The organism is Cupriavidus sp. 01L43, assembly GCF_056399925.1.
In genome coordinates, this window is sequence record NZ_JBFTSH010000012.1 from 96,120 (window position 1) to 116,349 (window position 20,230).

25 protein-coding genes and 1 tRNA gene are annotated in these 20,230 nt (G+C 67.8%); 17 read left to right on the forward strand and 9 right to left on the reverse strand.

The window, feature by feature from the left end; genetic code table 11:
- Positions 1-65: 65 nt before the first annotated feature.
- The 15 genes from AC1DP9_RS19410 to AC1DP9_RS19480 all read left to right on the forward strand — a co-directional run bounded on the left by AC1DP9_RS19410 (position 66) and on the right by AC1DP9_RS19480 (position 11,002).
- Positions 66-881, forward strand: a complete 816-nt coding sequence (locus tag AC1DP9_RS19410) for a BON domain-containing protein (RefSeq protein ID WP_255370963.1) — start codon at positions 66-68, stop codon at positions 879-881.
- 21 nt (positions 882-902) lie between these two features.
- The gene (locus tag AC1DP9_RS19415; RefSeq protein ID WP_255370962.1) at positions 903-1,307 is read left to right on the forward strand and encodes a c-type cytochrome; all 405 of its coding nucleotides are present in this window, start codon (positions 903-905) and stop codon (positions 1,305-1,307) included.
- Between the two features lie 10 nt (positions 1,308-1,317).
- A complete protein-coding gene (locus tag AC1DP9_RS19420; protein ID WP_477108246.1) occupies positions 1,318-2,610 on the forward strand; it encodes an FCSD flavin-binding domain-containing protein in 1,293 nt (430 codons plus the stop codon).
- Between the two features lie 50 nt (positions 2,611-2,660).
- Positions 2,661-3,554, forward strand: a complete 894-nt coding sequence (locus AC1DP9_RS19425) for an EamA family transporter (protein WP_477108247.1) — start codon at positions 2,661-2,663, stop codon at positions 3,552-3,554.
- A gap of 226 nt (positions 3,555-3,780) precedes the next feature.
- Complete coding sequence (locus AC1DP9_RS19430) at positions 3,781-4,107, forward strand: c-type cytochrome (RefSeq protein WP_092300152.1); 327 nt, start codon at positions 3,781-3,783, stop codon at positions 4,105-4,107.
- A gap of 120 nt (positions 4,108-4,227) precedes the next feature.
- Positions 4,228-4,683, forward strand: coding sequence for a thiosulfate oxidation carrier protein SoxY (gene soxY / locus AC1DP9_RS19435; RefSeq protein WP_092300149.1), 456 nt, complete (start codon positions 4,228-4,230; stop codon positions 4,681-4,683).
- 74 nt (positions 4,684-4,757) lie between these two features.
- Positions 4,758-5,069 (forward strand): thiosulfate oxidation carrier complex protein SoxZ, encoded by a 312-nt coding sequence (gene soxZ / locus AC1DP9_RS19440; RefSeq protein ID WP_092300146.1) that lies wholly within the window; start codon positions 4,758-4,760, stop codon positions 5,067-5,069.
- A gap of 22 nt (positions 5,070-5,091) precedes the next feature.
- Positions 5,092-5,565 carry a DsrE family protein gene (locus AC1DP9_RS19445; protein ID WP_092300143.1) on the forward strand — a complete coding sequence of 158 codons (474 nt, stop codon included), beginning with the start codon at positions 5,092-5,094 and terminating at the stop codon, positions 5,563-5,565.
- Positions 5,566-5,700: 135 nt separating this feature from the next.
- A complete protein-coding gene (gene soxA / locus AC1DP9_RS19450; RefSeq protein WP_092300140.1) occupies positions 5,701-6,540 on the forward strand; it encodes a sulfur oxidation c-type cytochrome SoxA in 840 nt (279 codons plus the stop codon).
- Positions 6,541-6,557: 17 nt separating this feature from the next.
- Positions 6,558-7,253, forward strand: a complete 696-nt coding sequence (gene soxX, locus AC1DP9_RS19455) for a sulfur oxidation c-type cytochrome SoxX (RefSeq protein ID WP_477108248.1) — start codon at positions 6,558-6,560, stop codon at positions 7,251-7,253.
- A 19-nt stretch (positions 7,254-7,272) separates the two neighbouring features.
- The gene (gene soxB, locus AC1DP9_RS19460; RefSeq protein ID WP_477108249.1) at positions 7,273-8,994 is read left to right on the forward strand and encodes a thiosulfohydrolase SoxB; all 1,722 of its coding nucleotides are present in this window, start codon (positions 7,273-7,275) and stop codon (positions 8,992-8,994) included.
- Between the two features lie 91 nt (positions 8,995-9,085).
- Positions 9,086-9,161: transfer RNA gene (locus AC1DP9_RS19465), tRNA-Ala, on the forward strand.
- Between the two features lie 142 nt (positions 9,162-9,303).
- On the forward strand, positions 9,304-9,558 hold the full coding sequence (locus AC1DP9_RS19470; RefSeq protein WP_144202032.1) for a FitA-like ribbon-helix-helix domain-containing protein: 255 nt from the start codon (positions 9,304-9,306) through the stop codon (positions 9,556-9,558).
- Positions 9,555-9,983: a PIN domain-containing protein gene (locus AC1DP9_RS19475; RefSeq protein WP_477108250.1), complete on the forward strand. Its 429-nt coding sequence runs from the start codon at positions 9,555-9,557 to the stop codon at positions 9,981-9,983. The genes AC1DP9_RS19470 and AC1DP9_RS19475 overlap by 4 nt, the downstream gene beginning before the upstream one ends.
- Entirely contained in the window at positions 9,980-11,002 is a 1,023-nt protein-coding gene (locus AC1DP9_RS19480) for a cation diffusion facilitator family transporter (protein ID WP_477108251.1), read from the forward strand. The genes AC1DP9_RS19475 and AC1DP9_RS19480 overlap by 4 nt, the downstream gene beginning before the upstream one ends.
- Here the strand turns inward: AC1DP9_RS19480 and AC1DP9_RS19485 are convergent.
- From AC1DP9_RS19485 to AC1DP9_RS19500, 4 genes are all read right to left on the reverse strand, one after another.
- On the reverse strand, positions 10,904-11,533 hold the full coding sequence (locus tag AC1DP9_RS19485; protein ID WP_477108252.1) for a LysE family translocator: 630 nt from the start codon (positions 11,531-11,533) through the stop codon (positions 10,904-10,906). The two genes, AC1DP9_RS19480 and AC1DP9_RS19485, sit on opposite strands and share 99 nt — an antisense overlap.
- A 408-nt stretch (positions 11,534-11,941) precedes the next feature.
- Entirely contained in the window at positions 11,942-12,568 is a 627-nt protein-coding gene (locus AC1DP9_RS19490; RefSeq protein WP_477108253.1) for a DNA-3-methyladenine glycosylase I, read from the reverse strand.
- Between the two features lie 175 nt (positions 12,569-12,743).
- Entirely contained in the window at positions 12,744-14,054 is a 1,311-nt protein-coding gene (locus AC1DP9_RS19495; RefSeq protein ID WP_092300125.1) for an MFS transporter, read from the reverse strand.
- A gap of 47 nt (positions 14,055-14,101) precedes the next feature.
- Positions 14,102-14,377, reverse strand: coding sequence for a hypothetical protein (locus AC1DP9_RS19500; RefSeq protein WP_369823533.1), 276 nt, complete (start codon positions 14,375-14,377; stop codon positions 14,102-14,104).
- A gap of 314 nt (positions 14,378-14,691) precedes the next feature.
- Between AC1DP9_RS19500 and AC1DP9_RS19505 the strand changes: the two genes are divergently transcribed.
- A complete protein-coding gene (locus tag AC1DP9_RS19505) occupies positions 14,692-15,576 on the forward strand; it encodes a dioxygenase family protein (RefSeq protein WP_477105919.1) in 885 nt (294 codons plus the stop codon).
- Between the two features lie 12 nt (positions 15,577-15,588).
- Here AC1DP9_RS19505 and AC1DP9_RS19510 read toward each other — a convergent pair whose 3' ends face one another.
- From AC1DP9_RS19510 to AC1DP9_RS19530, 5 genes are all read right to left on the reverse strand, one after another.
- The gene (locus tag AC1DP9_RS19510; protein ID WP_477108254.1) at positions 15,589-16,740 is read right to left on the reverse strand and encodes an MFS transporter; all 1,152 of its coding nucleotides are present in this window, start codon (positions 16,738-16,740) and stop codon (positions 15,589-15,591) included.
- Positions 16,737-17,978, reverse strand: a complete 1,242-nt coding sequence (locus AC1DP9_RS19515; protein WP_477108255.1) for an MFS transporter — start codon at positions 17,976-17,978, stop codon at positions 16,737-16,739. The genes AC1DP9_RS19510 and AC1DP9_RS19515 overlap by 4 nt, the downstream gene beginning before the upstream one ends.
- Positions 17,979-18,079: 101 nt before the next feature.
- The gene (locus AC1DP9_RS19520; protein WP_477108256.1) at positions 18,080-18,505 is read right to left on the reverse strand and encodes a VOC family protein; all 426 of its coding nucleotides are present in this window, start codon (positions 18,503-18,505) and stop codon (positions 18,080-18,082) included.
- Positions 18,506-18,521: 16 nt separating this feature from the next.
- Positions 18,522-18,872 (reverse strand): GFA family protein, encoded by a 351-nt coding sequence (locus AC1DP9_RS19525; protein WP_092300112.1) that lies wholly within the window; start codon positions 18,870-18,872, stop codon positions 18,522-18,524.
- A 30-nt stretch (positions 18,873-18,902) separates the two neighbouring features.
- Positions 18,903-19,322, reverse strand: coding sequence for a GNAT family acetyltransferase (locus AC1DP9_RS19530; protein ID WP_092300109.1), 420 nt, complete (start codon positions 19,320-19,322; stop codon positions 18,903-18,905).
- Positions 19,323-19,437: 115 nt separating this feature from the next.
- Between AC1DP9_RS19530 and AC1DP9_RS19535 the strand changes: the two genes are divergently transcribed.
- Positions 19,438-20,208, forward strand: a complete 771-nt coding sequence (locus AC1DP9_RS19535; protein ID WP_092300106.1) for a DeoR/GlpR family DNA-binding transcription regulator — start codon at positions 19,438-19,440, stop codon at positions 20,206-20,208.
- The last annotated feature ends 22 nt before the right edge of the window (positions 20,209-20,230 follow it).

Consider the following 20,230-nt stretch of genomic DNA (forward strand, 5'->3'; position numbering starts at 1 on the left):
ATTTCCGCATCATTCCGTATCCAGCCAAGGACCGCATGACTAACGTAACGACCGCAACCACCGCAATGACCCAGAAGACCACTCCGGCGCGCGTGGCGCGCACGGCCATCACCGTGGCCGCACTGCTGGTGTCGGCCACGCAACTCGCCGGCTGCTTCCCGGTGCTGGCCGGCGCGGTCGGCACGGGCGTGGTCATGGCCACGGACCGCCGTCCCACCGGCACCCAGGCCATCGACCGTGGCCTGCAGCTCGAGATCGACAACACGCTGGACGCCAAGTACAGCGGCCAGGCCCGCGTGGACGCCGCCGTGTTCAACCGCAAGGTGCTGCTGGTGGGCGAGGCCAACAACGCCAATACCAAGCAGCAGGTGGAGCAGTACGTGAAGAGCCTGCCGAATGCGCGCGAGGTGATCAACGAACTCGAAGTGGCTTCCACGCCGGGCTTCATGGCTCGTAGCAACGACGCCTACCTGACCAGCAAGGTCAAGACCTTCCTGGTGACGGCCGATGGCGTGCCGGCCAATTCGATCAAGGTGACCACCGACAAGAGCGTGGTCTACCTGATGGGCGTGGTCACTGCCGCCGAGGGTGACCGCGCCACCGACGTGGCCCGTAACGCCAGCGGCGTGCAGAAGGTGGTCAAGGCATTCGACTACGTCAGCGAGGCCGAGCGCGCCCGCCTGGACGCCACCGCCAGCTCGCAGAATCCGGATTCGGGCAGCCAGTCCGTGGGTACGCCGGCGCCGGTGCAGACCGTGCCCGGTACCGCGCCGAACGCGCCGGTGACCTCCGATGCGCCGGCTGGCACCGTTACGACGGCGCCGGTCGCGGCCCCTGTATCGTCCCCGACGGCGCTGCCGCCGGGCCGCAACCTGCCGTAGGTCTCCCCAAGGAGCTGAACCATGCGCCCCCTCCCTCGCCACAAGATGTCCACCGCACGGCTGGCCTTCTGGATTGGCGGATGGGTGGCGCTGGCGGCCATCGCCACGATTGGGGCGGCGTTCGCCCAGACCGGCACGTCCGGCCCGGCCAGCGAGGCGCGCACCACAGTGGAGGCGCAGTCGGCGCGCATGCAGCAGGCACGCAACCAGGCCGCCTCGTGCGCGGCCTGCCATGGTCCCGACGGTCGCGCGCCGGCCGATAGTCCCGTCCCGGGACTCGCCGGCCGGCCCCGCGCGGAACTCGTCGAACTGATGCTCAACTACAAGAACGGCAAGCTGCCGGGCACCGTGATGCCGCAGATCGCCAAGGGCTATAGCGATACGGAGATCCTCGGCATCGCGTCCTGGTTCGCCGATCAAAAATAAGAAGAACCTCATGCGCCGACGCGCCGCTTTGGGAATATTGGGATCGCTCGGCGGCGCCGCCGCGCTGGGCATGCTGACCCCGCGCCAGGCCCGCGCTGCCGCGCCGGCCCGGGTGGTGGTCATCGGCGGCGGCTTTGGCGGGGCAACGGCCGCGCGCTACCTGCGCCACTGGAGCCGGGGCGCCGTGGATGTGACGCTGGTCGAACCCGACGCGGCGTTCGTCTCCTGCCCACTCTCGAATCTCGTGGTGGGCGGCCAGCGCGGCATGGCCGACATCACACTCCCCTATGACGCGCTGGTACGCCGGCATGGCGTGCGCCATGTGCGCGATACGGCTCTTGCGATCGACCCCGCTGCGCGCACCGTGCGGCTGGCCGGCGGCGCCACGCTGCGCTACGACCGCCTCGTGCTGTCGCCCGGCGTGGAGATGCAGTCCAGTGCGATTCCCGGCCTGGCGCAGCCCGGCGGGGACCAGATCCTGCACGCCTGGAAGGCCGGCCCGCAGACCGACGCGCTGTTCCGCCAGTTGGCGGCGATGCGCGACGGCGGCACCTTCGCCATCACCATTCCACTCGCCCCGTACCGCTGCCCGCCCGGCCCGTACGAGCGCGCCTGCCTCGTCGCGGACTACCTGCGCGCGCACAAGCCGCGCAGCAAGGTGCTGATTTTCGACGCCAATCCGGACATCACCTCCAAGGGCGCGCTGTTCCGGCAGGTCTGGGAGACCCGCTACCGGGGCATGATCGACTATCGCCCCCAGCACGAGACCGTGGACGTGGACTCCGCCACGCGCACCCTCAAGTTCGAGGTCCAGGACGACGAGCGCGCCGACGTGGTCAACCTGATCCCGCCGCAACGCGCCGGGGCCATCGCGGTGTCCACCGGGCTCGCCACGGCCAATGGCCGCTGGTGCGAGGTCGATTTCCTGACCATGGCCTCGCGCGTGGCGCCCGAGATCCACGTACTGGGCGATGCCGTGCAAATCGCGCCGCTGATGCCGAAGTCCGGCACCATGGCCAACCAGCACGGCAAGGTGGCCGCCGCCGCCATCCTCCAACTGCTGGCCGGGCAGGCGCCCGACCCGACCCCACTGTATACAAACACCTGCTACAGCTTCACGTCCGCCGACGAGGCCATCCACATCGCCAGCGTCCATCGCTACGACGCGGCCGAGCGGACGATGGTCACGGTGCCCGGCGCCGGCGGGTTATCCAAAACCCCGAATGCGCTCGAAGGGCGCTACGCATGGGCCTGGGCGCGCAGCATCTGGTCCGACATGCTGGGCGAGGTGCTGGTAGGCTAGCGGGTTCCGGTGTGTTGCGCCTCCGTGACACGCCGCCCCCGATACCGACCATGCAAGCCAAAGACCGCCTTCTAGCCCTCGCCATCATCGTGGTGTGGGGCGTCAACTTCGTCGTCATCAAGGTGGGCCTCGCCGGCGTGCCGCCGATGCTGCTGGGCACGCTGCGCTTCGCCCTGGTGGCATTCCCGGCCGTCTTCTTCATCCCGCGCCCGCGCATTCCGCTGCGCATGCTGCTGGCCTATGGCGGGTTCATCAGCCTCGGCCAGTTCGCCTTCCTGTTCTATGCGATGGCGGTGGGCATGCCGGCCGGGCTGGCGTCGCTGGTGTTGCAGTCTCAGGTGTTCTTCACCGTGGCGATTGCCGGGATGTGGCTGGGCGAGCCGGTGCGCTGGCACAACGTCGCCGGCATGGCGATCGCGGCTGGCGGGCTGGCGCTGATCGGCAGCGGCGCGGCGCACGGCCCGGGCGGCATGAGCGTGGCCGGCTTCGGCCTGACGCTGTGCGCGGCGTTCTGCTGGGCCTCGGGCAATATCGTCAGCAAGAAGATCGGGCCGGTGGACCTGCTCGGGCTGGTGGTCTGGGGCGGGCTGGTGCCGATCGTGCCGTTCGCGCTGCTCTCGTACTGGTTCGAAGGCCCGGCGCGGATCACGGCGGCGCTCGGCCAGATCCCGATGATGAGCGTGCTGGCGATCTGCTACCTGTCCTTCGCGGCCACGCTGTTCGGCTACACCATGTGGGGCCGGCTGCTCACGCGCTATCCGGCCAGCAAGGTGGCGCCGCTGACGCTGCTGGTGCCGGTGGTGGGGCTGATCTCGGCCCACGGGCTGCTGGGCGAGGACTTGTCGCTGGCGCAATGGCTCGGCGCGCTGGTGGTCATGGGCGGGCTGCTGCTCAACGTGTTCGGCGGGCGGCTCGGGGCAAGGCGGCGGCTGGCGCGGCGTTGATATCCGGGGGTTAACCCTTGATTCGACAGCGATTTCCCGTGGTTTTGTGAATACCCTTATCACTGCCGCATCCGTAGGCCGATGGATTATTGAGGCAAAATAGCGGACTGGCCGCACCTGCCCGCAGAGGCATCGCCCCAACGGCGGCCGAGCGTGCCGCGCCGCCCGACCGATGAAGCGCGGCCTTTGCCGTCCCCACGGCTCAATCCGTTTGGAGCAACACAAAATGAAGCAGTTTGTCATCGCCGCCGCGCTGTTCGCGGCCGCTGCCTCGGCGCACGCCGTGGACGCCGCCCGTGCGCAGGAGATTGCCAACAAGAACGCCTGCATGGGCTGCCATCAGGTGGACAAGAAGCTGGTGGGCCCGGCCTACAAGGAAGTGGCCGCCAAGTACAAGGGCGACAAGGGTGCCCTGGCCAAGTTGTCGGCCAAGGTGAAGAGCGGCGGTTCGGGCGTCTGGGGCCCGGTGCCGATGCCGGCGAATGCCGGTGTCAGCGACGCCGATATCAAGACGGTAGTGGAGTGGATCCTGGCCGGCTCACCGGCCAAGTAAGCCCCATCAGGTATCGCGGGCCGTCCGGCAGCGCCGGCGGCCCGCGCTGTTTCCGGCAGACCCGGAAGCGGCGGGCAGTATGAGTACCGGGGTCGGCAGCAAGCAAGTACGGGACAGAGCATGAATCAAAAACGACGACAAGTATTGCGGGTATCCGCGGTGCTCTCGCTGATGGCGGCCACGGGCCTGATCAGCGAGGCGCAGGCCGCGGAGTGGAACAAGACGGCTTTCGACGGCAAGAGCGTGGCCGATGTGATCAAGGCGCTGGGCGGCAGCGGCACCGAGAAGAGCGGCGCCATCACGTTCAATGCACCGGATATCGCCGAGAACGGCGCCGTGGTGCCGGTGGCCGTGACCAGCACGCTGCCGGACACCGAGCAGATCGCCATCCTGGTTGAGAAGAATCCGAATACGCTGGCGGCCGATTTCACCATCCCGGCCGGCACCGAGCCGTTCGTCTCCACGCGCGTGAAGATGGGCCAGACGTCCGTCGTGTACGCGGCGGTCAAGGCTGGCGGCAAGTGGTACGTGGCATCGAAGGAAATCAAGGTCACGCTGGGCGGCTGCGGCGGCTGACGCCTGCGCCCCATCGGACCGATTTCCGCGATTTATCCCAAGCCACCCCGAACCACCCCGAGCAGGAGAGCCAGATGGCAGACCCGATGCGCGTCCGCGCCACCGAGAACGGCGGCGTCGTAGACGTAAAGATTCTGATGAAGCACGACATGGAAACCGGCCAGCGCAAGGATGCGGCCGGCAAGACGATTCCGGCCTGGCACATCCAGACCGTGATCGCCACGTACAAGGGGCGCGAGGTGTTCAACGCCCAGTTCGGCCCGGCCGTGTCGAAGGACCCGTTCCTGAACTTCAAGTTCAAGGGCGGCGCCAAGGGTGACAAGGTCACCGTGACCTGGGTCGACAACCGGGGCGACAAGCGCACCGACGAGGCCACCATCGCCTGATCGGGCGAAGCGAGGAAGCAGCATGCGGCGAGCATTCATTCGGGCCACGGCGGCGTTGGCTGCCATCGGCCTTTCGGCCAGGGCGGCGGCACAGCAGGCCCCGGCCCCGGCAGGCACGGCAGCCAAGAGCGCCAAGGGCGGACGGGTCAAGGTGGTGTACCAGTTGTCCGAGGGCATCGACCAGGCCGTGCGCGCCATGGCCAACCTGCGCAATCACCTGAACGCGGCGCCGGACACCAAGATCGTGGTGGTGGCGTTCGGCTACGGCGTGGACTTCCTCGTGGAAGGCGCCAAGGATTCGCGCGGCAACACGTTCGAGGCCGCCGTGGGCGCGCTGGGATCGTCGGGCGTGGAGTTCCGCGTCTGCCGCAACACCCTGACTGCGCGCAAGATTTCCGAGCAAAGCCTGCTGATGGACGCCAAGATCGTGCAGGCCGGCGTGGTGGAAATCGCCCGCCTGCAGTTCGACGAAGGCTACGCGTACCTGAAGCCCTGATCGTTTTGCCTGACATCCGGCCAGGAGCCAAAGTGGCCGGATGCCATTCGGACAGTGCAATAGAACAGTGATGCACCGCCCAGCCTCTTGATGAGGGGCTGACGCCGGCGGCGCCATCGCGAGGAGAAGCCCCCAATGCGCAATACCCGTCGCCGCCTGCGCGGCACCGTGGCGCTGGCCGCCATGGCCACCGCCGCCGCCTCGCTCGCCGGGCTGGCCCAACTGGCGCAAGCCCAGGGCAGCACCGCCGAGGAAATCGCCAAGTATCGCCAGATGCTGGCCGAAGGCAATCCCGCCGAACTCTGGGAAGCCGCCGGCGAGGAACTGTGGAAGAAGCCGGCCGGGCCGAAGAACGCCTCGCTCGAACAGTGCGACCTGGGCAAGGGCCCGGGCGTGACCAAGGGCGCCTACGCCGAGCTGCCGCGCTACTTCAAGGACGCCAACAAGGTGATGGACCTCGAGCAGCGCCTGGCCTGGTGCCGGGTGACGCTGCAGGGTCTGACCCAGGAAGAGGCGACAAAGCAGCCGTTCTCGGCATCGGGCAAGTCGTCCGACATCGAGCGGCTGGCGTCTTACCTGACCGGCGAGTCGCGCGGCGTGAAGATGAACGTGCAACTCACGCACCCCGAGGAAAAGCGCGTCTACGCGCTCGGCCAGAAGATGTTCTTCTACCGGGGCGGCGCCTACGACTTCGCTTGCGCCACCTGCCACGCCGTGGACGGCCAGCGCATCCGCCTCCAGGACCTGCCGAACCTGCTGGAGTCGAAGGGCGCCCAGGCCGCGTACACCACGTGGCCGGCGTACCGCGTCTCGCAGGGCGAGGTCCGCACCATGCAGCATCGGATCTACGACTGCCTGCGCCAGCAGCGCTTTCCCGAGCCCGCCTATGGCTCCGACGTGATCACCGCCCTGTCGATGTTCCTGGCGAAAAACGCCAACGGCGGCACGTACGACGGTCCCAACATGAAGCGCTGAGGCACGGAGAGCACACGATGACGCGATACCAATCGATGGCGCTGACCGCCGTCGCTACCCTGGCCCTGGCTGCCATGGCCACGTTCAGCCTGTCGGCCCTGGCCCAGGATGCCGCCAAGCCCGCCCGCGCCACCAAGTCGGCCAGCGCGGCCACCACCGCCAAGGTCACCGACGCCGACGTGCGCCAGATGATCGAAAGCTCCTTCACCTCGAAGGGCCCGGCCACGGTGGAGGGCGTGATCAACCAGGACGGCGCCCAGAAGGCCTGCAGCCAGTACCCGGACCGCACGCGCGTGCCGGCGGCTGTGGCCAAGAAGGTGGAAGCGGCCGAGCTGAAGCAGGTGAAGTATCCGGCCGACAGCAACTGGATCGGCGACTGGAAGGAGGGCGAGAAGATCGCCCAGAATGGCCGTGGCATGCAGTTCACCGACCCGGTGGGCGGCGTGAACGGCGGCAACTGCTACGCCTGCCACCAGATGACCAAGGCCGAGATCTCATTCGGCAATATCGGCCCGTCGCTGTACCAGTACGGCAAGCTGCGCGGCAATTCGCCGGAGGTGGTGAAGTACACCTGGGGCAAGATCTGGGACTCCAACGCCTACAGCGCCTGCTCCAACATGCCGCGCTTTGGCCACAAGGGCATCCTGACCGAGCAACAGATCCGCGACGTGATGGCGCTGCTGCTGGACCCGGCATCGCCGGTCAACCAGTAAGGCCGGCGCGGCTCCGGGCATGAATCGACGCGAATTCCTGCAGGTGCTGGCCGTGGCCGGCGCGGGCGGCATGGTCTTGCCTGCCGGCGAGGCCCAGGCCGCGCGCGCCGCCCAGCAGTTCTACGATGTGCCGCGCCACGGCAACGTCCACCTGCTGCATTTCACCGATTGCCACGCCCAGTTGCGGCCCGTGCACTTCCGCGAGCCGAGCGTGAACCTCGGCGTGGGGCCGTGGGCGGGCAAGCCGCCGCATCTGGTGGGCGAGGCGTTCCTGCGCCAGTACGGCATCCGCCCGGGCACACCGGCCGCGCACGCGCTCACCTCGCTCGATTTCACCGAGGCCGCGCGCCGCTACGGCAAGGTCGGCGGGTTTGCCCACCTCGCCACACTGGTCAAGCGCCTGCGCGCCAGCCGCCCCGGCACGCTGCTGCTGGATGGCGGCGACACCTGGCAGGGCTCGGCCACCGCGCTGTGGACCCAGGGCCAGGACATGGTCGATGCCGCGCTGCAACTTGGCGTGGACGTGATGACGCCGCACTGGGAGATGACGCTCGGCGCGGACCGCGTGAAGGAAATCGTCGGCAAGGATTTCAAGGACCGCGTGTCCTTCCTCGCGCAGAACGTGAAGACCAACGATTTCGGCGATCCGGTGTTCGATCCGTACGTGATCCGGCACATGAACGGCGTGCCGGTGGCCATCATCGGCCAGGCGTTCCCGTACACGCCCATCGCCAACCCGCGCTACCTCGTGCCCGACTGGACCTTCGGCATCCAGGAGGAAAGCCTGCAACAGGTGATTGACGACGTGCGCGGCAAGGGCGCCCAGGTGGTGGTGCTGCTGTCGCACAACGGCATGGATGTGGACCTGAAGCTGGCCTCGCGCGTGCGCGGACTGGACGCCATCCTGGGCGGCCACACCCACGACGGCGTGCCGGCGCCGGTGCCGGTGAAGAACCCGGGCGGGACCACGCTGGTCACCAACGCGGGCTCGAACGGCAAGTTCCTGGGGGTGCTGGATTTCGACGTACGGAACGGCAAAGTCGTCGATTTCCGATACAGGCTGCTGCCGGTCTTCGCCAATTTCCTGCCCGCCGACCCGGACATGGACGCGCTGATCCGCAAGGTGCGCGCCCCCTACGAAGCCAAGCTCGGCGAGGTCCTGGCCGTGAACCGCGGCCTGCTATACCGGCGCGGCAACTTCAACGGCACCTTCGACCAACTGATCCTGGACGGCCTGATGGCGGTGCAGGACGCCGAAATCGCCTTCTCCCCGGGCTTCCGCTGGGGCACGACGCTGGTGCCGGGCGAGCCCATCACGATGGAAGCCCTGATGGACCAGACCGCCATCACCTACCCGTACACCACGGTGACGGCGATGACCGGCGAGACCATCAAGACCGTGCTCGAGGACGTGGCGGACAACTTGTTCAATCCGGACCCGTACTACCAACAGGGCGGCGACATGGTGCGCGTGGGCGGGCTCCAGTACACCATCGACCCGAACCAGCCCATGGGCCGGCGCATCAGCGACATGCGCCTGGCCGGCCGGCCGCTGGACGCCGGCAGGACCTACAAGGTGGCCGGCTGGGCCCCCGTGGCCGAAGAAGCCCGCCAGACCGGCGGCCCCCCGGTGTGGGACGTCATGGCGCAATGGCTGCGGTCCAACAAGGAAGTCAGCGCCCGTCCGCTGAACCTCCCCACCGTGCGCGGCATGGACGGCAACCCGGGAATGATGGGCTGATTTTCGGGATTTGCTGCCCTTTCGCCGATGTGCAGTGTTGGGCGGACGCAATTGATACCCCGCGCGGAGTTCGGTTAGAATCGTCCGTCACGGGCCGATAGCTCAGCTGGGAGAGCGCTGCGTTCGCAATGCAGAGGTCGGGAGTTCGATCCTCCTTCGGTCCACCAGGATTTTCCTTACGAAACAACGCACTACGTCGAAAGATGTGGTGCGTTGTTTTGCTTTGGGCGGCCGTTTCCCTTCGATTTGCCCCAATGCTGTCACCGCCCTATAATTGCATGCATTGAATGCAGTTTATAAGGAGTGCCTATGCCCATGCTAACCGTCAGAAATGTGCCCGATGAGGTGCATCGCGCCTTGCGCATGCGGGCTGCCGAGCACGGCCGCAGCACAGAGGCCGAGGTGCGGGAGATCCTGGAACGCGCGGTGAAATCCGAGCAGCGTGTGCGGATGGGTGACGCCCTGGCCGCGCTGGGCCAGCGCGCGGGCCTGACAAACGACGACTTCGCGGTGTTCGACACACAGCGTGACAAAGCGCCGGCGGAGCCGATGAAGTTCGAATGATCGTCCTCGATACCAACGTCGTCTCCGAGGCGATGAAGCCGGAGCCCAATCCGGCCGTGCGCGCTTGGCTGAACGCGCAGGTTGCGGAAACGCTGTACCTGTCCAGTGTCACGCTGGCCGAACTGCTGTTCGGCATTGGCGCGTTGCCGGAAGGGCACCGCAAGCACGGTTTGTCCGAAACCCTCGATGGCTTGCTCGCGCTGTTCGGCGATCGCGTGTTGATGTTCGATGCCGGCGCCGCCCGGCACTATGCCGAACTGGCCGTGAAGGCCCGGCTGGCGGGGAAGGGATTCCCCACGCCCGATGGCTATATTGGTGCGATCGCCGCCTCCCGGGGCTACATTGTCGCCACACGGGACACCGCGCCGTTCGAGGCCGCCGGCCTGACCGTCATCAATCCCTGGAACCACTCTTCAATCCCGTGAACACCTTCGGCAAGGACTCACCCGATCGCACCGACCCCGCCGCCCGCGCCCAGGCCGGCCGGCGTAGCACCCTCGTCAGCGTGGCGGTCAATGTGGTCCTGACCATCGCGCAGGGGTTTATCGGCGTGGTGGCGGGTTCCCAGGCGCTGGTGGCGGACGCCATTCACTCCCTTTCCGATCTGGTTTCGGATTTCCTCGTGTTGTTCGCCGGGCATCACGGCAGCAAGGATCCAGATACCGATCACCCGTACGGGCATCAGCGCTTCGAGACCGCGGCGTCGCTGGCGCTGGGGGCCATCCTGCTGGCGGTGGGGGTGGGCATGCTCTGGGCGGCCATCGGCAAGATCCAGCATCCCGAAGGGGTGCAGCCGGTGAAGGCGATTGCGCTATGGGTGGCCATCGCCACGCTGATCTTCAAGGAAATGCTGTTCCGCTACATGCTCCGTGTGGCGGAGCGCGTGCGCTCGAGCATGCTGGTGGCCAATGCCTGGCATGCGCGGTCCGATGCGGCGTCGTCGCTGGTGGTGGCGCTCGGCATCGGCGGGAACCTGCTCGGTTATCACATCCTGGACCCCGTGGCGGCCATCGTCGTCGGGCTGGTGGTGGCGCGCATGGGGCTGCAGTTCGGCTGGACGGCCCTGAGCGACCTGATGGACCGCGCCGCCGATGACGACGTGGTGGCCGCCCTGCGCGCCGCCATGCTCGACACCCCCGGGGTGCTCGGCCTGCACGACCTCAAGACGCGCAAGATGGGGGATATGGTGCTGGTCGATGTCCACCTGGAGATCCGCGCCGACCTGACCGTGGAGCGCGGTCACGCCATCGCTACCGAGGCCCGCCGCCGCGCCATGCTGCGCGACGATGTTCTCAACGTGATGACCCACGTGGACCCGGTGCCGGCCCCGGAACCGGCCCCCTCCTCAGCGCAGGTCGCTGCGGCGGTAGAGGCTCAGGCCGACCGCCAGGAAGGCGAGCATGCCGGCGCAACTGCGGTTGATCCACTGCACGGCGCGCGCTGACAGCGTGCGCATGGCGTGGCGTCCGCCGTACGCGTAGATCGACATCATCAGGATGTCCATCAGCGCGGCGATGACCGCCAGGATCGTGTATTGCAGCGCCACCGGCTTGTCCGCGTGGACGAACTGCGGCACGAAGGCCGACGTAAACAGCAGCGTCTTGGGGTTGGAGAGCGCCACGAATAGCGCCCGGAAGAACGCCGCCCGGCCGCTGGCCGAGGCCGCGCCGGAGGTAGCCGCCAGCGCCTGCGTCGGCGCCCGCCACATCCCCCACGCCAGGTAGAGCAGGTAGGCGGCGCCCATCCACTTGATGATGGTGAACCACTGCTCGGACGCCAGCAGCAAGGCGCCCAGCCCGCAGCCGACCGCGCCGATCAGGATCAGGTCGGCCAGCGCCGCGCCGGCGATGCCGCAGGCGGCCACCCGCATGCCCCGCGTGGCGCCGTTGCTCAGCGCGAGCAGCATGGTCGGGCCGGGCGTGACCATCACGGCGGCGACCGCAATCAGGTAGAGAAAGAGGGTAGTGGCATCCATCGCGGGGACTCCTTCGGCAGCGAACCGCCAGTGTGCCCCGATCCCTGCCCGCATGCACGGGCCCTGTGGACATCTTCGCTACGCCTTGGGGACAACCACATGGATTGCCTGTGGCCTGCCTGGGGGCCGCATGTGGGCGGTATACGGATATCTCGGCGGCGTGGCGGAGGATGAAACCGGGCGCGAGGCGGTTGTCCACGTATACGCGGTGCGCCGCCCCTAGGGTTGTCTTTTTTCCAAGCCCCTGACGGGAAAGGGAAAAACCGGCTTATCAACGGCCAGGGGCGACGTTTACCTACTACTACTATTTATGTATACGTAAACAATATCTGTATACGTATACGCACCGTTGCCGAAACAGAAAAGCGCTGTGGATGGATCGGCTTCCAGCCAGCCTTCCGGCGAGGATCAGCGCGGCACCTTGAAGGCCTTGCGGGCCTTCAGCACCTCGGCGCGGGTCGCACAGCCTTCGAAATGATCGTTGACCAGGCCCATGGCCTGCATCAGCGCATACATCGTGGTCGGGCCGACGAACTTCCAGCCGCGCTTCTTCAGGTCCTTCGAGAGCGCCACGGACTCCGGCGACGTCGTCATCTCGCGCAGCACCGCCGGCGTGACCTTCTTCGGCCGCGACTTCGGGTCCGGCTCGAACTTCCAGAAATAGGCCGCCAGCGAGGGTTCGGTCTTCAGCAGATCCTGCGCGCGCTGGGCGTTGTGGATGGCGGCCTCGATCTTGCCCCGATGGCGGATGATGCCGGCGTCGCCCAGCAGCCGCTCCACGTCGCGCTCCGTAAACCGGGCGACCTTGTCGATCTCGAAATTGGCGAACGCCTTGCGAAAATTGTCACGTTTACGCAGGATCGTCAGCCAGCTCAGCCCCGACTGGAAGCCCTCCAGGCACAGTTTTTCGAACAGGCGCCGATCGTTATCGACCGGGAAACCCCATTCGTGGTCGTGGTAGTGGCAATAATCCTCGATCGTCCCGCACCAGCTGCAGCGTACCCGGGGCTGCGAGGCGGTCTCTGTCGATGTCATGCGTGAAGCTCCTGATGGGGTGGACGGCGCGCGCTGGCGCTTTGGCTGGGATCATGCCCGCACCTGCGGATTTGCGGAAGCCGGAATCGGACATGTAAAGCGGACACAAAAAGCGGACACAAAAAAGGCCAACCCGAGGGTTGGCCTTCTGACTTTCTACGACCCTGCAGCGCGCTCAGGCGAGCCGCTTGCCCGTGCGGTCGTGCATGAACGCCAGCGCCACGATGCTGATCATCGCGGCGGCAATCACGTAGTAGGCCGGCGCAAGCTTGTTTTGCGTCGACGTGATCAGCCACGTCACGATCAGCGGGGCGAAGCCGCCGAAGATCGTCACGGCGAAGTTATAGGCCAGCGAGAGGCCCGTGGAGCGCACCTCGGTCGGGAACTGCTCGGCCAGCACGGCCGGGGCCGGGCCAGTGAACGCGGCCAGCAGGATGCCCAGCACGATCTGCACCTGGAGCAGCGTGGCCGTGGTCGGCGAGACGTTGAGCCAGTGGAACAGCGGGTAGGCCAGCGCGCCGATGGCCACCGCCACCACGGTCAGCATGCGCTTGCGGCCGACGCGGTCGGACAGCATGCCCATCAGCGGGCACAGCACCAGGATGATGGCGCCGCAGATCGCGGTCGACTGGAACGTCGCGCCCAGCGGCAGGCCGAGCTGCTGCTTGGCGTACGAGGGCATGTAGAACACCAGCACGTAGGTGCAGACCGTCCAGAGGATGGTCACGCCCAGGCCGGCCAGTACTTCGCGCGGATGGTCGCGCAGCACCTGCGAGAGCGGCGAGAACTTCACATTGTTCTTGCGACGTTCGGCCTGGCGCGCCTCGAACTCGGGCGGCTCTTCCAGATGCGAGCGGATGTACATGCCCACGGGACCGATCAGCAGCCCGAACAGGAACGGAATGCGCCAGCCCCAGGCATCGATCTGCTCCGGGCTCAGGCCATTGGTCACCAGCGCACCCATCGCCGCGCCGAGCATGAACGAGATGCCCTGGCTGGCCTGCTGCCAGCTGGCATAGGCGCCGCGCTCCTCGTCCGGTGCGTGCTCGATCAGGAACGCCGTGGCGCCCCCGACTTCGCCGCCGGCCGAGAAGCCCTGGATCAGCCGCGCCACCACGATCAGCGCCGGGGCCCAGAGGCCGATGCTGTCGTAAGTGGGCGCCAGGCCGATGATGGCCGTGCCGAGCGCCATCAGCAGGATGGTCAGCGTCAGCGCCGCCTTGCGGCCGACACGGTCGGCGTAGACGCCGAGCACGATGGCGCCCACGGGCCGCATGAAGAAGCCCACGCCGAAGGTGGCTACGGTCAGCAGGAACGAGGTGAGGTCGTCGCCGGTGGGGAAGAACAGCTTGGCGATGATGACCGCGAAGAAGCTGTAGACGGTGAAATCGAACCATTCCAGGCCGTTGCCGATGGTCGCGGCGAGGATCGCGCGTCGTCGGGTGGCTTTGGACAGGTCATTGGCAGTGGCAGCTGTGACGGACATTACACTTTTCTATGACGGTGAAAACAGCCGCCATCTTAAGCGAATCCTTACATTTGCCGGGTTTGCGTGTGCGGTTGGGAGGGATCAGGTACCGCCGTGACGGCGTCATTCTGCGCCGGCGGGGCCGGTTTCTTGCGCGTGAACCACAGCCAGAGCGCGCTGGCGATCCAGCCGGTGACGAAGACGGTGTCGCCGGCGTGGTTGAACAGTGCGGGGGCCAGCGGCGTGCCGAAGACGGCGGCCAGGGTGTCCGCCGGCAGCCGCGCCACGATCCACAACACCACGGCGGGCCCGCTGCCATAGACGCCCGGCTGCCACCACAGCGCGTGGGGCAGGGCGTGAAGGGGAGCGTGGGGCTTGAACACGATGTTCGCCGGTGGGCCGGTCCGAGGCAGCTTGGGGAGGCGATCCGGGGATCGCAGGCTTTTCGCCATCATAGGCCCAATCGCCATATGCCTGCCGTCAGGCGCGGGCCTACGCTGTCGGCCTGTGTGCGCTATCCAACGCGGTGGCGAGGCGGGTGTGACGCGCGCGGTCCCATGTTCAGAAAATTTGCACGAGGTATCCGCAATCCGGGTGCGCCGGGGACGGCCATTGTTGCCAAACTTCATGCAGTTGGACAAAAGGATTGAAGGCCATGAGCACGCTTCCCGCCATTTACGTGTCACACGGATCGCCGATGCTGGCGATCGACCCCGGCCCCACGGGCGCCGCATTCGATGCGCTGGGCGAACGCCTGCGCGCGCGCCAGCCCAAGGCGGTGCTGGTGATCTCGGCACACTGGATCTACAGCACGCTGGTCGTCGGCACGCGCACGCGCCAGGAGGCGTGGCACGACTTCGGCGGCTTCCCGCGCGAGTTGTACGCGCTCCGCTACGACGCGCCCGGCGCCCCGGACGTGGCCGCCCGGGTCAAGGTGCTGGTCGAAGCCGCCGGCGTGGAAGGCGTCTGCTACGTGGCCGAGGACGCCGACCGTCCGCTCGACCACGGCGCCTGGATGCCGATGCGTCACTTTTTCCCGGACGCCGACCTGCCGGTCCTGCAGCTTGCGCTGAACCCGTACCTGAGCCCCGCCACGCAGATCGAAATCGGCCGTGCGCTGGCACCGTTGCGCGATGAAGGCGTGATCGTGATCGGCTCGGGTAGCTTCACGCATAACCTGCAGGAAGTGTTCGGGGGCGGGCGCAAGGCCCAGCATGGCCCGGAGACCGAGCCCTATGTCGATGCATTCCGCGATTGGATGAAAGACGCGCTGGACGAGGCGCTGGCCACCGGCGATACCAGCCGGATCGCCGGCTACCGGGACAACGCGCCATTCGCCCGCCGCGCGCACCCGACCGACGAACACCTGCTGCCGTTCTTCGTGGCGCTGGGCGCGGCGCTCGGCCCGGCATCCAAGGCCGATGGGCAGGCCCAGGTCGATCGCATCGCGGATGAAGTCACCTACGGCGTGCTTGCCATGGACACCTTCGTGTTCGAGGGGCAGGGCGCGGGCAGCGCCCCCGCTCGGCAGGCCGCCTGATCTTCCTTCGGCCTAGCGCGGCGTGAGATACCGCCGTGCGGCGCGCGCCCCGAACAGCGCGATCACCCCCATCGTCACCGCCACCACGGCCAGCCCGAAGCGCAGGTTGGCCAGGTGCGCCACCCCGCCGATCAGCACCGGTCCCAGCAGCAATCCCACATAGGCGAAGCGCGCCACGCGCGCGATGCCCTCGGCAGCGGTCACGCCGGGCAGGCGCGACGCCGCCACGAAGAAGATCGGCACCATATTGGCCGCGCCCAGCCCCATCAGGCTGAAGCCGATGAGCGTCGGCACCGGCCACGGCGCCGCGATGGCCAGCGCGATGCCGGCAAAGCCGAGCCAGGCGCTGCCGGTCAGCGTGCGGGCATCGCCCAGGCGCGCGCGCAGCAGGTCGCCGCCAAAGCGCCCACAGGCCATGCCGCCCGAGAACGTGGCGTAGCCAAAGCTGATCCAGCCGAGCGGGGCTTCCGCCACATCGCGCATATAGACCGCCGTCCAGTCGTACATCGCCCCTTCGCCGACCAGCCCGAGGAACGCCATCAGCCCAAGCAGCCAGAGCGCGCGGGAAGCGTGCGCGCGGTGGTGATGATCGGTCGTCGGCATGGCCGGATGATCGGCCAGCAGCCCGCCCGCGACGCCCACGGCGGTCAGCGCCGTCATGGCCGCGATCATCGCCGCATGGGCCAGTGGCGGCACGCCCAGCGTCAGCATCAGTCCGCCGAATGCCGCCCCGGCCATGCCGCCTAGGCTGAACATGCCGTGCAGGGCCGACATCACGGGCCGGGGGCGGCTGGCCTCCACCGTGGCGGCCTGCGCGTTCATCGACACGTCGAACGCGGCGTTGGCCATGCCGAAGAGGAGCAGCATCGGCAGCAGCAGCGTGAAGGCAGGCATGGCGAGGATGCCGAGCGTGCAGAGCGCGAACGCCACGCCGCCCAGCATCGAGGCCCGCCCGCTGCCCAGCCGCGCCACCCAGCGGCCGACCGGGCCCATCGCCAGGATGGCGCCGCCGGCCACGGCCAGCATGGCGAAGGAGAGCATGGCGTCGGATAGCCCGAAGCGCGCCTTGATGGTCGGGATGTGGACGCCCCAGGTGGCGAAGGTGGCGCCGTTGACGAAGAACAGCGCCATGGTGCCGCGCGTGGCGCGGGAGACATCGCTCATGCGGCGGCCTCCGGGCGCAGCAGCCCGCGCTTGTGCAGGGCGAAGCCGAACGCCAGCAGCGCGCCCACGGCCAGCGCCACCATCACCCACAGCATCAGCCAGTAACCGCCGGCGGCGCGCCACAGCAGCGCGCCGAACCACGGCGCGGCGGCCTGCATGATCAGGACCGGCGTCATCATCAGCCCGTTCAGCGTGGCGTAGTGGTGGCGGGAGATCAGCTCGGGCATGGCCATCGCGCGCAGCATGGTGTTGACGCCATTGGCGCAGCCATAGAGCACGGCGGCCAGCATCAGCCAGTAGCCGTGGCCGAGCGCGAAGCAGAGCAGCCCGGCGCCCATCAGGAAGTAGACCGGCATCGACAGCCGCACCGGATGGTGGATCGGCAGGCGCGCCATGGCCAGCCGGCCGGCCACCTGCGCGGGGCCGATCAGCGCCGCCACGATGAGCTGCTGTCCCACCGGCATGCCCTTCTCGGTCAGCATCGGGATCAGGTGCGCGCCGAGCAGCGAGGCGACTACGGCCGTCGCCGTGAAGGCCAGCACCACGGCCCAGAACACGGGCTGGCGCAGCGTCAGCCGCGCGATGCCGGGCCCGCCGGCGCCGGCAAGTGGCCCGCCAGCCTGCGCGGACGCGTAGGTGGCATGCGCCGTGTAGCGCAGCCGCGCATGCAGGGGCGCGCAGACGAACAGGTTCAGCGCGGCGAAGATCACCAGCGTGCCGCGCCAGCCCAGGTGCAGCACCAGCCACTGGCCGAGCGGGATAAAGATCGTGCTGGCGAAGCCGGCCAGCAGCGTCACGTGGACGATCGGCTTCTGGTAGCCATCGCCATACGCCTGGCGCAGCACCACGAAGGCGGGCTCATAGAGCGTGGACGCCATGGCCAGCCCGAGCGGAATCCACATCAGCAGGAACATCGTCGGCGAGGGCGACCACGCCCACAGCAACAGGCCGATGGCCGCCAGCACGGAGCCGCATCCCATCACCTTGCGCGCCGGCACGCGGTCCAGCAGCCGGCCCACGGCGAACGAGCACAGCGCCCAGACCAGCAGCCCGAGCGAGAACCCGCCGGCCAGGAACGGCTTGCCGAGGCCCAGCGACTGGTGCATCGGGTCGATGAAGACCGTGAACGTGAAATAGAGCGTGCCCCAGCTGATGATCTCGGTCAGGCCGAGCGTCCAGACGATATGGCGGGGCGGGGGCGCAGCGGTGGGTACGGCGGGGGCGTCGATGGTGGTCATGGCGCGCCCGGCGCAGGGCGGGGGCGCGCCGGTGGCGATGCGATGGATGAAGCGGGAATTGTATCGGCGTGACGGGCGAATGCCTACGTCAGTGCACTTGCTCAGGGACTGCCATCGCCGGGCAGGTTGGGCGGGCCTTTCAGTTCGACGGTGTTGCCGTCCGGGTCCTTCACATAGATCGACGGGCCGGTGCCCTCGGCGCCGTAGCGCTGTTCGACCGGCCCGGTATCGACGTGATGAATGTGCAGATGCTCAAATATCGCCTCCGCATCGAACGGATCGATACGCAGGCAGAAATGGTCGAGGTTGCGGCCCTCTGCCCCCGGCCCCGCGCCGCCGGCCCGGCCGATCGGGCCGTCCAGCGAAACGAGGTCGATCAGCCCGTTGCCGGCGCGGAGCTGCGTCAGGCCGATGGCGGTCTGCTCAAGCTCCAGGGTGCAGCCGAGCACATCGATATAGAACCGCACGAGGCGCGGCACGTTGGCGGTGCGGAGTACGAGGTGGTCGATGCCGGCGATGCGGAGCATGGGCGGTCAGCCAGGATCAGGCGTGGAGGCCGTCGTACTCGATGACCTTGAGGCTGCCCAGATCGACGTTATCCACACAGCGCACGTTCACGGCGGCGGTGGGATTGCCCTTCGGGTCGGTCGCCTCGGCGTAAGGGCCGCAGCCGCAGACCGGGCAGAAGCGATGCGCGATCTTCATCGTGTTGAAGCGGTAGGTGGTGGCGTGCTCGTCCGGCGTCTTGAGCCGGAACTGCGCCTTGGGCACGAACCAGAGCAGATGCCCGCGCCGGCGGCAGATGGTGCAGTTGCACTGCAGCACCTGCGTGATCTCGCCATCCGCCTCGAAGGCGACGCGGCCGCAGTGGCAGCTTCCTTGATACGTGGTCATGGGGTCTCCTTGTCGGGGTCTTCCGCCCGATCACTGGTCCGGAATCAGCCGCTTGCCCAGGCTGACGGCCGCATCCCGGCCATAGCCGAGCTTCGCGTAGAACGCCATCACGGCGTCGTTGCCTTCGCGCACCTGCAGGTTGATCTTGGGGCAGCCGCGCTCGATCAGCAGCGCCTCGGCGCGCGCCATCAGCATACGCCCATAGCCGCGCCCCTGGCAGGCGGGCGCGACGGCGAGGTAGTAGACCCAGCCGCGATGCCCGTCGAAGCCGATCATCGCCGTGGCCACCACGTGGGCATCGACCTCGCCGACGAGGAACAGCTCGGGCTGCTCGGTCAGCTTGCGCGCGATGTCGCGGTGGGGATCGTTCCAGGGGCGGGTCAGGCCGCAGGCTTGCCACAGGGCAACCACGGTGGATTCGTCGGCGGGGCGGTAGGGGCGGATCTGCATGAGCGGGAGTAGAGAACAGGGGAAGACAGGGTGAACCCCAGTGTACCGAAAGCGACAGTCATCTACCCGACACACTTCCGGTTTAAATTTTCATTCGAACATCTAACATGATCGAATGAGCCTAACTCCGCGACAACGTGAAATCCTCGACTGGCTGCGCGATGCCAGCGAACTCAGCACCGACCAGCTTGCCGATCGCTTCCAGGTCAGCACGCAGACGATCCGGCGTGACATCAACGACCTGAGCGAGCAGGGCCTGGTGCGGCGGCTGCATGGCGGGCTGAGCCTGCCGGCGGGCCAGCGCAACCTCAGTTTTTTGCAGCGCAGCACGGCGCAGATCGAACGCAAGCGGCGCATCGCCCATGCGGCCATCGCACTCGTGCCGGACAACGCCACGCTGTTCCTCGGCTACGGCACCACGGTGGCCGAGTTCGCGCGCGCGTTGCCGGCCGACCGGCCGCTGCGCGTGGTCACCAACAATCTGGACGCCGTGCACGCGCTGGCCGAGAAGCCCGCCATCGAGACCTGGGTGGCCGGCGGCCGGCTGCGTCCCGGTGACCGCGACGTGATGGGCAGCGCCACGCTCGACTTCATCCGCCGCTTTCGCGCGCATCTGTCGATCTGCGGCGCGGGCGCGGTGGATGCGGACGGCAGCCTGTTCGAGTTCCACCCGGACGAGGCGGAGTTCACCCAGGTGCTGTTCGCCAACAGCCACGTCCGCGCGGTGCTGGCCGACAGCAGCAAGTTCCTGCGCGACGCGCCGTGCCGCGTGGCCACGCTCGCCCAGATCGACCATTTCTTCACCGATGAGGAAGCCCGCACCGACGCCGGCGCGGACCTGCCCGCGCTGTGCGAGCGCGCGGGTGTCTCGCTTCATATCTGCTGACGCAATCGACGACCCATACGCT

Excerpts from the sequence above, each read along its gene's own strand:
- AC1DP9_RS19445 (WP_092300143.1), top strand. The coding sequence starts at position 5,092 with ATGCGGCGAGCATTCATTCGGGCCACGGCGGCGTTGGCTGCCATCGGC.
- AC1DP9_RS19475 (WP_477108250.1), top strand. The coding sequence starts at position 9,555 with ATGATCGTCCTCGATACCAACGTCGTCTCCGAGGCGATGAAGCCGGAG.
- AC1DP9_RS19505 (WP_477105919.1), top strand. The coding sequence starts at position 14,692 with ATGAGCACGCTTCCCGCCATTTACGTGTCACACGGATCGCCGATGCTG.
- AC1DP9_RS19485 (WP_477108252.1), bottom strand. The coding sequence starts at position 11,533 with ATGGATGCCACTACCCTCTTTCTCTACCTGATTGCGGTCGCCGCCGTG.
- AC1DP9_RS19525 (WP_092300112.1), bottom strand. The coding sequence starts at position 18,872 with ATGACCACGTATCAAGGAAGCTGCCACTGCGGCCGCGTCGCCTTCGAG.
- soxZ (WP_092300146.1), top strand. The coding sequence starts at position 4,758 with ATGGCAGACCCGATGCGCGTCCGCGCCACCGAGAACGGCGGCGTCGTA.
- AC1DP9_RS19415 (WP_255370962.1), top strand. The coding sequence starts at position 903 with ATGCGCCCCCTCCCTCGCCACAAGATGTCCACCGCACGGCTGGCCTTC.
- AC1DP9_RS19420 (WP_477108246.1), top strand. The coding sequence starts at position 1,318 with ATGCGCCGACGCGCCGCTTTGGGAATATTGGGATCGCTCGGCGGCGCC.
- AC1DP9_RS19510 (WP_477108254.1), bottom strand. The coding sequence starts at position 16,740 with ATGAGCGATGTCTCCCGCGCCACGCGCGGCACCATGGCGCTGTTCTTC.
- AC1DP9_RS19430 (WP_092300152.1), top strand. The coding sequence starts at position 3,781 with ATGAAGCAGTTTGTCATCGCCGCCGCGCTGTTCGCGGCCGCTGCCTCG.
- AC1DP9_RS19495 (WP_092300125.1), bottom strand. The coding sequence starts at position 14,054 with ATGTCCGTCACAGCTGCCACTGCCAATGACCTGTCCAAAGCCACCCGA.
- AC1DP9_RS19515 (WP_477108255.1), bottom strand. The coding sequence starts at position 17,978 with ATGACCACCATCGACGCCCCCGCCGTACCCACCGCTGCGCCCCCGCCC.
- soxA (WP_092300140.1), top strand. The coding sequence starts at position 5,701 with ATGCGCAATACCCGTCGCCGCCTGCGCGGCACCGTGGCGCTGGCCGCC.
- AC1DP9_RS19535 (WP_092300106.1), top strand. The coding sequence starts at position 19,438 with ATGAGCCTAACTCCGCGACAACGTGAAATCCTCGACTGGCTGCGCGAT.
- AC1DP9_RS19425 (WP_477108247.1), top strand. The coding sequence starts at position 2,661 with ATGCAAGCCAAAGACCGCCTTCTAGCCCTCGCCATCATCGTGGTGTGG.
- AC1DP9_RS19530 (WP_092300109.1), bottom strand. The coding sequence starts at position 19,322 with ATGCAGATCCGCCCCTACCGCCCCGCCGACGAATCCACCGTGGTTGCC.
- soxY (WP_092300149.1), top strand. The coding sequence starts at position 4,228 with ATGAATCAAAAACGACGACAAGTATTGCGGGTATCCGCGGTGCTCTCG.
- soxB (WP_477108249.1), top strand. The coding sequence starts at position 7,273 with ATGAATCGACGCGAATTCCTGCAGGTGCTGGCCGTGGCCGGCGCGGGC.
- AC1DP9_RS19410 (WP_255370963.1), top strand. The coding sequence starts at position 66 with ATGACCCAGAAGACCACTCCGGCGCGCGTGGCGCGCACGGCCATCACC.
- AC1DP9_RS19470 (WP_144202032.1), top strand. The coding sequence starts at position 9,304 with ATGCCCATGCTAACCGTCAGAAATGTGCCCGATGAGGTGCATCGCGCC.
- AC1DP9_RS19490 (WP_477108253.1), bottom strand. The coding sequence starts at position 12,568 with ATGACATCGACAGAGACCGCCTCGCAGCCCCGGGTACGCTGCAGCTGG.
- AC1DP9_RS19520 (WP_477108256.1), bottom strand. The coding sequence starts at position 18,505 with ATGCTCCGCATCGCCGGCATCGACCACCTCGTACTCCGCACCGCCAAC.
- soxX (WP_477108248.1), top strand. The coding sequence starts at position 6,558 with ATGACGCGATACCAATCGATGGCGCTGACCGCCGTCGCTACCCTGGCC.